Source organism: Corynebacterium epidermidicanis (assembly GCF_001021025.1).
In the GTDB taxonomy this organism is placed as follows: Bacteria; Actinomycetota; Actinomycetes; order Mycobacteriales; family Mycobacteriaceae; genus Corynebacterium; species Corynebacterium epidermidicanis.
Genome location: NZ_CP011541.1, coordinates 907,821 through 921,359, shown reverse-complemented (window position 1 = coordinate 921,359; position 13,539 = coordinate 907,821). Strand labels below are relative to the sequence as shown.

11 protein-coding genes are annotated in these 13,539 nt (G+C 58.1%); 7 read left to right on the top strand and 4 right to left on the bottom strand.

Features of this window, described 5'->3' with window-relative positions:
* The first annotated feature begins 69 nt into the window (after window positions 1–69).
* The 7 genes from CEPID_RS04315 to CEPID_RS04285 all read left to right on the top strand — a co-directional run bounded on the left by CEPID_RS04315 (window position 70) and on the right by CEPID_RS04285 (window position 7,889).
* Complete coding sequence (locus tag CEPID_RS04315; RefSeq protein WP_047239910.1) at window positions 70–1,308, top strand: NRAMP family divalent metal transporter; 1,239 nt, start codon at window positions 70–72, stop codon at window positions 1,306–1,308.
* Between the two features lie 81 nt (window positions 1,309–1,389).
* Window positions 1,390–2,148, top strand: a complete 759-nt coding sequence (locus tag CEPID_RS04310) for a LamB/YcsF family protein (protein WP_047239909.1) — start codon at window positions 1,390–1,392, stop codon at window positions 2,146–2,148.
* Window positions 2,138–2,794 carry a 5-oxoprolinase subunit B family protein gene (locus tag CEPID_RS04305; RefSeq protein ID WP_047239908.1) on the top strand — a complete coding sequence of 219 codons (657 nt, stop codon included), beginning with the start codon at window positions 2,138–2,140 and terminating at the stop codon, window positions 2,792–2,794. Before CEPID_RS04310 ends, CEPID_RS04305 begins: the two co-directional genes overlap by 11 nt.
* Complete coding sequence (locus tag CEPID_RS04300) at window positions 2,791–3,690, top strand: 5-oxoprolinase subunit C family protein (RefSeq protein WP_047239907.1); 900 nt, start codon at window positions 2,791–2,793, stop codon at window positions 3,688–3,690. The genes CEPID_RS04305 and CEPID_RS04300 overlap by 4 nt, the downstream gene beginning before the upstream one ends.
* Window positions 3,691–4,044: 354 nt before the next feature.
* The gene (locus CEPID_RS04295; RefSeq protein ID WP_047239906.1) at window positions 4,045–4,677 is read left to right on the top strand and encodes a TetR/AcrR family transcriptional regulator; all 633 of its coding nucleotides are present in this window, start codon (window positions 4,045–4,047) and stop codon (window positions 4,675–4,677) included.
* Window positions 4,678–4,680: 3 nt separating this feature from the next.
* Window positions 4,681–6,246: an MDR family MFS transporter gene (locus CEPID_RS04290; RefSeq protein ID WP_047239905.1), complete on the top strand. Its 1,566-nt coding sequence runs from the start codon at window positions 4,681–4,683 to the stop codon at window positions 6,244–6,246.
* Window positions 6,247–6,329: 83 nt separating this feature from the next.
* A complete protein-coding gene (locus CEPID_RS04285) occupies window positions 6,330–7,889 on the top strand; it encodes an MDR family MFS transporter (RefSeq protein ID WP_083984493.1) in 1,560 nt (519 codons plus the stop codon).
* Between the two features lie 350 nt (window positions 7,890–8,239).
* Here CEPID_RS04285 and CEPID_RS04280 read toward each other — a convergent pair whose 3' ends face one another.
* The 4 genes from CEPID_RS04280 to CEPID_RS04265 form a co-directional block, all read right to left on the bottom strand.
* Window positions 8,240–9,550 (bottom strand): ABC transporter permease, encoded by a 1,311-nt coding sequence (locus CEPID_RS04280; protein WP_047239903.1) that lies wholly within the window; start codon window positions 9,548–9,550, stop codon window positions 8,240–8,242.
* Window positions 9,541–10,233: an ABC transporter ATP-binding protein gene (locus CEPID_RS04275; protein WP_047239902.1), complete on the bottom strand. Its 693-nt coding sequence runs from the start codon at window positions 10,231–10,233 to the stop codon at window positions 9,541–9,543. Before CEPID_RS04275 ends, CEPID_RS04280 begins: the two co-directional genes overlap by 10 nt.
* On the bottom strand, window positions 10,230–11,882 hold the full coding sequence (locus tag CEPID_RS04270) for an efflux RND transporter periplasmic adaptor subunit (protein WP_047239901.1): 1,653 nt from the start codon (window positions 11,880–11,882) through the stop codon (window positions 10,230–10,232). The genes CEPID_RS04275 and CEPID_RS04270 overlap by 4 nt, the downstream gene beginning before the upstream one ends.
* Before the next feature lie 148 nt (window positions 11,883–12,030).
* Window positions 12,031–13,398, bottom strand: coding sequence for a PhoH family protein (locus CEPID_RS04265; protein WP_083984373.1), 1,368 nt, complete (start codon window positions 13,396–13,398; stop codon window positions 12,031–12,033).
* Between the last annotated feature and the right edge of the window lie 141 nt (window positions 13,399–13,539).

Below are 13,539 nucleotides of genomic sequence, written 5' to 3'. Positions count from 1 at the left end.
CTCTGAATTAGTTAAACAACCAGTACAAACGTGTAACCATCCCCCACTTTTGAAAGGCGATCGACGCGAATGGCCTCCGAAAAACAGCCGACCATCCCGCAAGCTGCCGCCGCAGCTAGCACGCGAAGCGCCTTGCTCGGCGCAATCTTCCTGATGGCCACCAGCGCCATCGGCCCTGGGTTCCTCACCCAAACTGCGGTCTTCACCGCAAAACATGGCGCAGCTTTTGCATTCGCCATTGTCGTTTCGATCATCATCGACATCGCCGTGCAGATGAACGTCTGGCGCGTCATCGGGCTGTCGGGCATGCGCGCCCAAGAGCTCGGCAATCGCGTAATTCCAGGTTTCGGTTGGCTGATGGCCCTACTTATCGCCATCGGCGGCATTGTCTTTAACATCGGCAATATCGCTGGCTCCGGCCTGGGCGTCAACGCCATGTTTGGTGGCGATGTCAAGATCGGTGGCGTGGCCACCGCTGCGATCGCAATCGCCATGTTCTTGTCCAAGCGAGCCGGCATGGCCCTGGACAAGATCTTGGTGGTACTCGGCGTCGTAATGATGCTGCTCACCCTGTACGTCGCATTTGTCTCCAACCCGCCGGTCGGCAGTGCCTTGAAGAATGCGGTCCTGCCAGAAGAAGTTGACGTCCTCACCATCACCACCCTGGTTGGTGGCACCGTCGGTGGTTACATCACCTACGCTGGCGCACACCGCATGCTGGACTCCGGTCAGACTGGCCGGGAAAATGTCAGCCAGGTCGCTAAGTCCTCTGTTACTGGCATCATTCTTACCGGCTTGATGCGTGTCCTTCTCTTCCTCGCCGTCTTGGGCGTAGTTGCCGCCGGCACCCAGCTCAACCTCAAGGGCAATCCTGCAGCAGAAGCTTTCCAGGCAGCCGCTGGTGACCTGGGCATGCGTTTCTTCGGCGTGGTCCTGTGGGCCGCTTCGATTTCTTCGGTGATCGGCGCCTCCTACACCTCGGCGACGTTCCTCATTCCGAACAAGCCAGAGAAGCGCCGCATGCAGAATATCGTGACCATCGTCTTCATCTTGATTTCTTGCACTTTGTTCGTCGTCTTGGGCACCGCCCCAGCTACCCTGATGGTTTTTGCTGGCGCCTTCAACGGCCTGGTCCTGCCACTCGGCTTTACGATGATCATGTTCGTCGCAGCCTTCCGCCAAAAAGACCTTCTCGACGGCTACAAGTACCCACTCTGGTTGATCATCCTCGGCGTCGTTGGTGTCGCGATCGCTTGGTGGCTGGCCTACATTTCCTTCGGAGGGGTATTCAAGCTGCTCGGAACCTAAGACTGCTACCTGCCCAGCACAATGAGGCACTAGGCATCGTCACTGCCAATCTCACTTTCAAAAAAAGGAGCTACCCAACACATGTCCTTCATCGACCTAAACTGCGATCTCGGTGAAAGTTTCGGCAACTACACCATCGGAAATGACGAGGCGATGCTGGACCTGGTGAGTAGCGCCAACATTGCCTGCGGCTTCCATGCCGGCGACGCGAGCGTCATGGACACGACTGTCGCCGCTGCAGTCGAACGTGGGGTCCGCATCGGCGCCCACGTCGGCTACCGAGATCTCGCAGGCTTCGGACGACGCGCGATGGCCTACGCGCCCGAAGAATTGCGCGCGGAAACCACCTACCAAATCGGGGCGTTGCAAGCCTTCGCCCGCAAGCACGGCTCTGCCGTTCAGTATGTAAAGCCGCACGGCGCGCTCTACAACACCATTGCGCACGACGAAGCCCAAGCTCAGGCCGTCATTCAAGGCATCAAAGACGCTGACCCAAACCTGGCCCTCATGGGCCTTGCTGGCGCACCTGTCCTGGAGTGGGCTGCCAATGCTGGACTAAAAGTCCTTTCAGAAACATTTGCTGACCGCGCCTACACTGCTGAAGGAACCCTGGTACCACGAAGCCAAGAGGGTGCTGTGCACCATGATCCAGAAGTCGCAGCTGCTCAAGCGATCGCGTTTGCTACACAGTCGCCAATAACCTCGGTCACGGGTTCTCCGATTATGGTGCACGCTGACTCCATTTGTGTCCACGGGGACAATCCAGCAGCGTTGGCACTGGTCAAGCAAATCATCTCCGAACTTAACGCTCGCGAGATCGAGGTGCGACATGCAGATTAATCCATGTGGCGAACAGGCAATCCTCATCGACATCACAGATGAGGACACTGAGAGCTCCGGTCTCGACGCCCTATTCACCGTGCTGCGAATCAAGGAGGCAGTGTCTTCCTGGCAACTACCAGGCATCATCGATTTGGTCCCCGCAGCGAACACTTTGTTGATCATGCTGGATACCCAGCGCGCGCTCCCCAAAGACGTAGCTGCCCGCGTGGCAGCGATCGACGTGAGCCAGCCGGTGGGGTCCACGAACGATGCACACCGCACCATCGAAATCCCAGTGCGCTACGACGGTCCCGACCTCGCCCAAGTAGCTGAAGCGCTGGGAATGAGCGCGGAATCACTCGTCGCAAAGCACCAAGCGGCAGTGTGGACTGCGGCCTTTGGCGGATTCGCCCCCGGATTCGCCTACTTAGTAGCCGACCAGCCATTAGGTAACGCCCCTAGGCTGTCCTCGCCGCGCCCAAACATCCCTGCTGGTGCGGTTGGACTGGCTGGCGAGTTTTCCGGAATCTACCCGCAGCCATCGCCAGGAGGCTGGCAATTGATCGGCACGACTACCACAAAGATGTGGGACACCGCCCGCACCGAACGCCCAGCCGCGATTTTGCCCGGTGACACCGTCAAATTTGTGGAGGTTGCGCAATGATCCGCGTTATTCAAACAGGACCTCAAGCGCTACTGCAAGACGCCGGCCGGTTCGGCCTGGCAGGCACCGGCGTTGCCCCCTCCGGCGTCTTCGACCGCATGAGCGCCGTCCGCGCCAACCATGCACTCGGCAACGACCCCTTCGCACCGGTCATTGAGATCTTGATGGGATCCTTCGAATTCGAAGCGCTTAACGACGCCCACATCATCCTGACCGGCATGGGAGCGCCCTTCACAATTACCCGGCCAGACGGCACCCAACGCATGGGATACTCTAATGAGATCGTCGATATCGTTGCAGGTGAACGAGTGTTTATTAAGATGGCCCGCACTGGGTTGCGGGGTTACCTCGGCATCCGCGGTGGCTTTGCTGCATTCCAGGTGCTTGGGTCATGCTCCACGGACGTAATGTCCAACATCGGTCCGGCCCCCTTGGCGCCGGGCGATGAGATCCCCACCGGCAATGCGATCGCGGAAGTCGCGTGGTGGCCCGCGCTGCGCAACCTCCCAACCTTGTGGAAAGAGACCAAAGTACACACCTTGTCCGTGGTTCCGGGGCCTCGTCAAGGTTGGTTCGACGAACAGTCGCAGCAGGACTTCTTCAATCAAACATTTACGGTAAACGCAGCTAGCAACCGGATTGGCGTGCGTCTCGACGCCGAAATCCCATTGCGCCGCCTCGACGCGACACGCGAACTACCTAGCGAGGGCATGGTCCGAGGCTCAATTCAGGTGCCCCCCGATGGCAATCCCGTCATTTTCGGCCCCGACTATCCCGTCACTGGCGGCTACCCTGTGATCGGCGTACTCACCCGCCGATCCTCGGACCACAGCGCCCAGTTGGCACCAGGCGACAGCATCCGATTCACTACGCTGTCCTCTGCCCCACACCGCTAGATTACCGAAGGGCGGGTGCCGTTTGGGATCTGCATTCACATGGGCGCTACATTCCACATGGTTGCCACAACTTCACCACACCGTAGGGGTGTCCTAGGGCCACATTTTGGCCATACGGTGTGGTCAACGTTGAAGAACCAGGACACCACTGACCACACCGATTCCAATACTCGAATCCTTCCAGCAAACTAGCCGGTCCTCCTCGGGGGCCGGCTTCAGTTTTCCTAACTCGACTACCCACGTACGCCTCCTTACTCATCACGTGTGCGCTATCTCACTCCCTCGCTTCCATAGCAATAATTTCACTCAGTGCAAATTTGCACTCCGTGCAAAAACGGACTAGCTTTTGTAGCTATGTCATCAAGTCTTCGAGAACAAAAACGCCGCGCAACACTGGCAGCGATCGAAGAAAGCGCAACTGCGCTCGTCGAAGAGCATGGCTATGACACCGTAACCGTAGAAGACATCTGCGCCGCAGCACAGATCTCTCGGCGAACGTTCTTCAACTACGTCGACAGCAAAGAAACCGCTGTGATGGGACAACCACCCCGTGAGCTCACTGACGAGGCGGTCAGTGAATTCCTCCAGTCCCCTCACGATGATCTATTCCTCGCTGTACTGCAGTTATGCTTTCTCGTCCTACCTGAATCTGCAACTGCCGGCTCCGGATTGAGCAAGGTGGTGGAACGTCGCAAAGCCATTAAGCGCGACCACCCTGAGCTCGCCTACGCCCGCCTGCACACGTTTACCGCAAGCCACGCCCAAATCCACCGCGCAGTCGAGGATTACCTCGCGCGCTACCCGGAGCAGCGTCGACTTGAAATTCCCATCGAGCAAGAGGCCCAACTCGTTGTCAGCGTGGCCGTCCAGTCGCTGCAGATGGGTTACAAGTACTGGATTAGTGCAGGTCCAGACGCCAATTCGGTAGAAGTCCACAGCGAAAACGCACTCAGTTTATTCCGACAACTATTCCGCGAAGGGCGGTGACCTATGACCACAACGACTGACACCAACCCAACCAGCCCGGTGACGGGCGAAGCACCAAAAATCCCTCTGATCGTCGGCACATTGATGCTTGCCATGCTCATGAGTTCGCTGGGGCAAATGATCTTTTCCACCGCCTTGCCAACGATCGTTGGCGAACTCGGCGGGGTTAACCATATGTCCTGGGTAATCACAGCATTCCTGCTGGGGCAAACCATCTCCTTGCCGATCTTCGGCAAGCTGGGTGACCAACTCGGCCGCAAATACCTGTTCATGGGCGTCGTTGCCCTGTTCATGGCCGGCTCACTTGTCGGTGGCCTGGCCAATTCAATGGCAGTGCTTATCTTCGCCCGCGCGATGCAAGGTGTTGCTGGTGGCGGCATGATGATTTTGTCGCAGTCCATCACCGCGGAAGTGGTCTCTGCCCGAGAACGAGGCAAATACATGGGCATCATGGGCTCGGTCTTTGGTGTGTCCTCCGTGCTCGGCCCCGTGCTGGGTGGCTGGTTTACCGACGGCCCAGGTTGGCGCTGGGGCCTCTGGCTCAACGTCCCGCTCGGTCTCTTGACGTTGATTGGCATCGCCATCTTCCTCAAGCTGCCTAAGCGCCCACGCCAAGGCACTTTCGACTACCTTGGCGCTACCTTCATGGCTTCCGCCACCACCTGCCTGATCTTGCTGGTCACTTGGGGTGGCAACGAATACGCCTGGACCTCTCCTACGATCTTGGGCCTGATCGCCGGCACCATCATTTTGGGCGCGGTATTCGTCATCGTAGAGTTGCGCGCCAAGAACCCACTGGTCCCGATGAGCTACTTCCGAAACCGGAATTTCGTGCTTACTACTATCGCGTCGCTGGCTATCGGCGTGTTTATGTTCGGGGCATTGGGCTATCTGCCTACTTACCTCCAGATGGTGCACTCCCTCACGCCAACCAACGCTGGGTTGATGATGATTCCGATGATGGTCGGCCTCATGGGCACCTCCATCCTCACGGGGAACTTGGTCTCCCGCACCGGTAAGTACAAGCGCTACCCGATCGCCGGGCTGCTCATCACTGCAGTGGGCATGGTGCTGCTTTCTCTTCTCGACGCCCATGACTCCCTCTACCGCGTCGGACTTGATTTCTTCGTCTTCGGCGTCGGGCTGGGTTCGGCCATGCAGATCCTTACCCTGATCGTGCAGAATTCCTTCCCGATCACCCAAGTTGGCACCGCTACCGGCGCCAATAACTTCTTCCGACAAATCGGTGGTTCCTTGGGAGCTGCGTTGGTCGGCGGATTGTTTACTTCTCGGCTAACCTCTTCCTTGGCCGATTCCATCCCGGCGGCGTTGCAACAAATGGGACCAGCGGCCGCACCTTTTGCGGAAAATTTCAGCAGCGGTAGCGGTAGCCATCGTCTCACCCCTGGATTAGTTTCCCAATTGCCAGAGGTGCTACGTTCGGCGATCCAGATCAGCTACAACGACGCCCTCACCCCCATTTTCCTGATTCTGATGCCACTAGCTGTGCTTTCTGCAGCCGTCCTGGTATTTGTCACCGAAACCGAACTGAAAGAAACAATTTCGTGAGTCATTCCATCGAGACGGCCAGTGCAGCCGATTCCTCGCCCACTAAAGCAAAGCGGAAGAAACGGGAAAAGATTCCGTCTACTATGACGGCCGAGGAACGTCGCACCGCGAAGTGGGTCATGACTGCCCTGATGGTGTCCATGTTGTTGGCATCACTTGACCAGATGATCTTCTCCACCGCCCTGCCCACCATCGTGGGCGACCTAGGTGGCGTTAACCACATGATGTGGGTGATCACTGGCTACCTGCTAGCGGAGACCATCATGTTGCCTATCTACGGCAAAATGGGCGACCTACTTGGCCGCAAAGGCCTGATGGTCGGGGCACTTGTGATCTTCCTGATTGGATCGGTCCTTGGCGGACTGGCACATTCCATGGCGCTTTTGATCCTGGGGCGTGCCGTTCAGGGCATCGGCGGCGGTGGCTTGATGATCCTTTCCCAAGCCATCATTGCCGATGTCATCCCCGCCCGCGAACGTGGACGATACATGGGTGTCATGGGCGGCGTCTTCGGGCTTTCCGCAGTTCTCGGCCCGCTTCTCGGTGGCTGGTTCACTGAAGGACCGGGTTGGCGCTGGGCCTTCTGGATCAACATCCCACTCGGTCTCATCGCCATCGGCATCACCCTATGGACACTGCGCATCCCGAAGAAGAAAGTCCCATTCACCTGGGATTACCTGGGCACTATTTTTGCGATTGTGGCAACGACCGCCCTGGTATTGTTCACCACCTGGGGTGGCTCGCGTTACGAGTGGACCTCGCCCACAATCCTCGGTTTGATCGCTACCGCAGTGATCGGTGGTGCGCTCCTGGTTGTCGTCGAACTGCGCGCCAAGGACCCACTGATCCCGATGCAGTTCTTCGCCAACCGCAACTTTGCCTTAACGACGGCCGTCGGTCTCGTTCTCGGCATTACCATGTTCGGTGTTCTGGGCTACCTCCCGACGTACCTGCAGATGGTTCATGGAATTAACGCCACCGAAGCAGGCTACATGATGATCCCGATGATGGTCGGCATGATGGGCTTTTCGATCTGGTCTGGCCAGCGGATTTCCGCAGTGGGCACATACAAGATGTACCCGATCGTCGGCATGGTCGTTACTCTTGGTTCGCTAGTGCTGTTCCACACCCTGACCCCAGAAAAGACGATGTGGGAGATCGGCATTTACCTGTTCATTCTGGGCTCCGGGCTGGGTCTAGCGATGCAGGTGCTGGTGCTCATTGTGCAAAACACCCTGCCACTAGCTGTCGTCGGTTCCGCTACAGCTGTGAACAACTACTTCCGCCAGATTGGTTCTTCCCTGGGTGCCGCCTTGGTCGGTGGACTCTTTGTTGGCAACCTGGAAGACCTCATGGCCGAACGACTACCAGCAGCGATGGCCCAAATGCCACCCGAGGCAGCTGGTGCGATGCAGCTGGATTCTGAATCGGTCACCCCGCATCTCATTCAACAGATGCCTGCACCGATCAAGGATGTGTTCATCGGCGCCTATAACGACGCCCTCACGCCAGTGTTCCTATACGTGATGCCACTGGTTGTGCTGGCATTCGTAATGTTGTTCTTCATCAAGCACGAGCCATTGCGTACAACCACTACGGATTCGGTACCTCCGACCCTAACCGAGGTCGATCAGAGCTCTTAGTTTCTGGGTTAAGTAAAGAAAAGTGTGTCCGGTCGGCGTGTCGTCGGCCGTGCTGGTGTGCTGCACAAGTGCTATGTCGTCGCTTCGGCGTAGTCCGACTACGTAGAGCAGCGTTTTTTTAATGAATAAAATCCCACAGCGGTAGTCCGACTACACCGAAGGGACGACATCGAGCGGGCTACGGCTCCCAGCGAACAATAAAACCGATTTTAGGCCCACAACGCTGCGGAAATCACGAATCGGAGACACACTTTTCTTAACCCTAGTTTCGGCTCGCGACGTCTTCGAACGATAAGGCCCGGCCCCGGACAGCTTTTCGCTAGCTACCGGGCGCCGGGCCTTAGTTGTTGTTATTCGTAGCGCAGTGCTTCAATCGGGTTAAGCTTCGCGGCCTTCGCTGCTGGATAGTAACCGAAAAACAGCCCGATTCCCATCGCGAACAGCAAGGACACGAGGACTACACCGACCGGCGGGAAGACAAACGTCCCCATTAGTTGGGAGCCAAGCATCCCCACTGCCCCACCCAAGATCACTCCGATGATGCCACCTACCAAACAAACGATCATGGCTTCGACCACAAACTGAGTCTTGATATCCCGACTGCGCGCTCCCAACGCCTTACGGATGCCGATCTCTCGGGTCCGTTCCGTCACAGTAATCAGCATGACGTTCATAACCCCTATGCCACCCACCATCAGCGAGATCCCGCCGATGGCGGCCACCACCACGCTGATCGTGTCGAGAACATTCTGCAGGGACTTCAATTCGCTCTTGTTGTCGGAAACCTTGACCAGATATTTGTCATTCTCTGCGTAGAAGCGATCGAAATAGCGCTGCAGCTCGCTCTTGAATCGGTCCTTGTCCACCCCAGCGGCGACCCGAATGTTGAGTGCATCGTAGGCGTCGGCACGCTGCACTCCACTGTATTCCGAGCTAAACGCCATCTGCAGCGGGTACGGGACAAAGATTTTGGGCTCTGAGATATCCCCGATCAACAAACCGCCCTTGGGATCCTCCGAAATGCCCACCACCAGCAAAGATAGCGAACCTGTGTCTGACGTGAAGCGGATTTCCGAACCCAGAGCTCGCTGCGAATCACTGTCAAAAAGATCGGCAAAGGTTTTCGGGCTGAGCACCGCGACGTGTCGCTCCTCGGCAATGTCTTGGGCATTGAGTGCACGACCGTGTGCGATCTCGAAACCGGCACCCGTCATGAAATCCGCGTTGACCGGGGACACGGAAGTCTTAGCTACTTTGTCCGCCAGTGTCCGCTGCGCAGCACCCACCACCTCAGCATCACCACTCCCGCTGCCCCGGCCTGTCGCGCTAATTCCGGTGATTTCATGCGGAAACTGCTGCTTTAAGGCTTGGACATGGCGATCGTTGATGAGTGCATCGACATCGTCGATAGGCTGCGGATTGTAGAGGTACTCGGATTGAGAATCCTCCGCTTCTTTGCGGCTTTGCACCTGGACTCCAAGATCGTTAATTCCGAGGCTGTCCAACGACCCAAAAGTTTGTGCTTTGAGCGCAGTGCCCAATGTCATGATCGTGATCACGCTGGCGATGCCGATGATGATGCCCAGCAACGTGAGCATCGAGCGGAGCTTACCCGTCCGCAGGCTGCTCAGCGCCAAGGAAATGGACTCACTCAAGCGCATGCCGGCACCTCCGTGATTTCCCCATCCCGCATCGTGACCACCCGCTGGGTTTCTTCGGCAAGCTCCGGATTGTGGGTAATCAACGCGATCGTGGTGCGGTGTTCTTCATTCAGCGTGAGGAAGAGATCCATGATCATCCGTCCGGTGGCAGTATCCAGAGCGCCAGTGGGCTCATCAGCAAGAATGAGGCTCGGACGGTTAGCCAGCGCCCGAGCGATCGCCACACGCTGCTTTTGCCCGCCCGACAACTCATTTGGCAGATGATGCTGTCGCTCCCCCATCCCAACCAGTTCCAGCAGGTGGGAAGCATATTCACGCCGGGTTTTGGGATCCACTCGGGCATACATCATCGGCAATTCGACGTTACGTAGGGCATCGATGCGGGAAATCAGATTGAAGTTCTGGAACACGAAACCGATCTGGGTGCTTCGAAACGCCGCTAGTTCGTTATCCGTGCTGCTCAGCACATCGGTGCCTTCCAGATAGTAGGTTCCAGTGGTGGGGCGATCGAGTAGCCCGATAATGTTCATGAGGGTCGACTTCCCGGAGCCGGATGCACCCACGATTGATAGGAACTGGCCGTCACTAATGCTTAGGTCCACGCCCTTCAACACGGTCAGTTGGCTAGGTTGGCCGGGATTGAAGGTCTTGGTGATGCCGCGGAGTTCAATGAGTTCGCTCATTTGCCGGCATCCTGCATGCTCACTACCTGGCCCACCTTATCTTCGTATTTGCGAGGATCAGTGAGCACTCGGGTGCCTTCCTCAAGTTCCGTGGCAGCGACCGCTGCATCGAAATCTGTCTGTGCCACCACGGTGACGGGAAGTTTTGTGACGCGGAAATTTTCGCCGTCGGGTTCCAGCACGGTTACTTCGTAGCCTGATCCGGAATCGACAACCGCTTCCCGAGGCACCACCAACGCGTGAGATTGCTGTTTGACCACGATGTCGGCCTTCGCCGTCGAACCAAGCATCAGGCCGTCACGGTCCCCGGTTACAGCAATTTCGACCGGGAATTCCACTTTTTGGTTCCCATCGGAGGTGCCGGCCGGAGTGCCGCTTCCCGCTCCTGCCGCCGCTGCCCCGGCTCCGGTGAATCCTGAAGCGCCGGCAGCAGCTGGGGAAACCTTGACCACGGTCCCGGTGAACTTCTTGTCTTTCGTCGCCGGAGTGCTAAAGCGTACGGAATCACCAGCCTTAATGCGAGCCACATCGGCTTCCTTCACCAGCGCGCGAACGATCAACTGCGAATCATCGGCCACGGTCATCAACGGACCTTCGCTCGGCGCACCTTCCACTGCTGCCAACTCGGTGACCACGCCGCCATGCGGGCTACGAACTTGTGCCTTGCCGAGATCCTGCTGAGCGTGGCGAGCAGTGACGTCGTTAGTCAATCCGGCTGCGTTGGCGGTGTTTTCAGCCTCCTCCATCGCGACCCGCTGCGTGTCCAGGTCGTGGAGGGTACTTAGCCGTGCACTTTCGACGGCGAGTGCTGCCTCAGATGCTTGTCGATGCGCTTCGGCAACCTTGATTTGCGACTCTGCGAGTTCCGCATCGACATCGCCAAGCGCGCGTTGGTAGCTTTGTTGCGTGTCGGCGAGGCCGCGGTCGGCGCGCGCGAGGCGTTCCTCCGCTGAATTGATATCGAGCGGATGGTCAGGGGTGGCAGCCTCTGCCATCACCACGGAATACAGGGCGGCTGCGTTCGCGCGTGCGAGCGCGACTGCCGCATCACGCTGCTCATCGCGGGCGGCTGTGACGGCATGCTGCTGTTCTACCAGCGTTGGGGTGGTTGCCTCAGCACGCTTGTTTTGCTTGTTTGCGAAGTCACGCTCGGCAGCCGCGACGGCAGCCTCGGCCTGTGCTTGCGCTGCGACAGCATTATTGATTTCCGGCGAGAGCCCCTGGGAGTACATTTGCTGCGAATGCTGATACTGCTGACGTGCTGTTGCCACCTGTCCGGAGCTAGTTGCTTGCGCACTCGCCTTGGTAGCGGCTTCCAGCTCGATGCTGCGCTGGAGCGCGGTAGTATCGAGCTCCGCAAGGATTTGGTCGGGGTTCACGCGGTCACCAACCGCCACCTTTAGGGCTGTTACCGGGCTGCTAATCGACGCCGTGACGGCCGTCTTCTTCTTTGGGTTCACCTGCCCGGTGGTCTGAATCTTTTCCTCCACGTCGCGTACCGCAACCACTGCGGTATCCGCGGTTTGGATGACCGGGTGTGAATTCTTCGGGCTCAATGCGGCATAAGCACCACCACCTGCGACGACGAGTGCTGCGACCACGCCTGCGGACACCGCCGCGGTGCGGCGTGTCATTTTCAACCCTGCCATGTGCGCTCCCATTAGTTTTCTCGAAATTCGGTATTGATAGTTCCAAGGTAGGTCGCGCCAAAACAGACAAACAACTTGTAGAGACAAAAGTAGGGTTGTCCCTACCCCCTTGGGGTCAGGGACAACCCTGAGTGGGGTCGCGCCGGCTCTAGCTGCTCTCTAGCAGGTCGGTTACCAGCTCAGCGATACGTGAACGCTCGGATCGCTGGAGGGTAATGTGTGCGAATAGCTCGTTACCTTTCAGCTTCTCGATCACTGCCTGCACGCCGTCGTGACGCCCAACCCGCAGGTTGTCGCGCTGCGCCACGTCGTGAGTGAGCACCACCCGCGAGTCCTTGCCGAGCCGGGAAAGCACGGTGAGCAAAACGTTGCGCTCCAAGGATTGGGCTTCGTCGACGATGACGAACGAGTCGTGGAGGGAGCGACCACGAATGTGTGTGAGCGGCAGGACTTCGATGAGGTCGCGGGCAAGGATTTCTTCCATCACGTTGTCGCTGACCAGGCCTTCGAGCGTGTCGAACACTGCCTGCGCCCACGGATTCATCTTTTCGGATTCCGACCCCGGCAGGTAACCGAGATCCTGACCGCCTACTGCATATAGCGGACGGAAAACCAGAATTCGCTTGTGCTCACCGCGTTCCAACACTGCCTCGAGGCCGGCGCACAACGCGAGCGCCGATTTACCTGTTCCAGCTCGGCCACCGACGGACACGATGCCTACCTCTGGGTCCAGGAGTAGGTCCAGGGCTATACGCTGCTCGGCGGAGCGGCCATGGACACCGAAGGCGGAGGCGTCGCCACGCACCAGTCGTACTTGCCCCTGTGTGGTGACCCGCGCCAGCGCCGATTGGGAGGGCGACACCAGGGTGAGTCCGCAGTGAATAGGCAGGTCTGCCACGTCGACACCCCGGCGGGTAATTTCGCCTTCGAGATCAACTTCGCCATCGCGATACAACTCGTCGATGGTGGTGGAATCGATATCCAGGACGTCCATGCCCGTGTAACCGGTGAGCACGACATCTTGCGCATGGTATTCATCGGCTGGCAGGCCCACCGAGCCTGCTTTCACACGCAATGGCACGTCCTTGGTGACGAGCACCGCTTCGCGGCCTTCGCGCTGAAAATTCAGGGCGCAAGCAAGGATCCGGTGATCGCTTTCCGCATCGCGGAAAGCTACCGGAAGGATCGACAGGTCAGTGTGGTTGAGCTCGATCTGAATTGTCCCGCCGTCGGTGTTGACTGGGATTGGTTGATCGAGACGACCGTAGGTTTGACGCAAATCCTCCAAGTAACGCAGCGCCTGGCGAGCAAACCACCCGAGCTCCGGGTGATACCGCTTTCCCTCAAGTTCACTGATCACCACCAGGGGCACCACCACTTGGTGCTCTGCGAATTTCCGCAACGCCCACGGATCGCTGAGCAGCACAGACGTATCAATAACGTAGGTGCGTGTTGGGGTTGGCTGGTGTCCATCTCGAGCTAGATCGATGGTGGTTGCTGCGACGTTTTCCCGCATGGTCTTGGGCTCCCTTCACCTCCTGCTGGGTACCCAGCAGGAACGGTGACTTTGCCGTCATGTTGCACCGCCTTCCGGCTTTCGCCGGTACCAGCTACCGGTAGGCAGTGGCCGGGCAGCTTCCCCTCTGCCTTCGACACC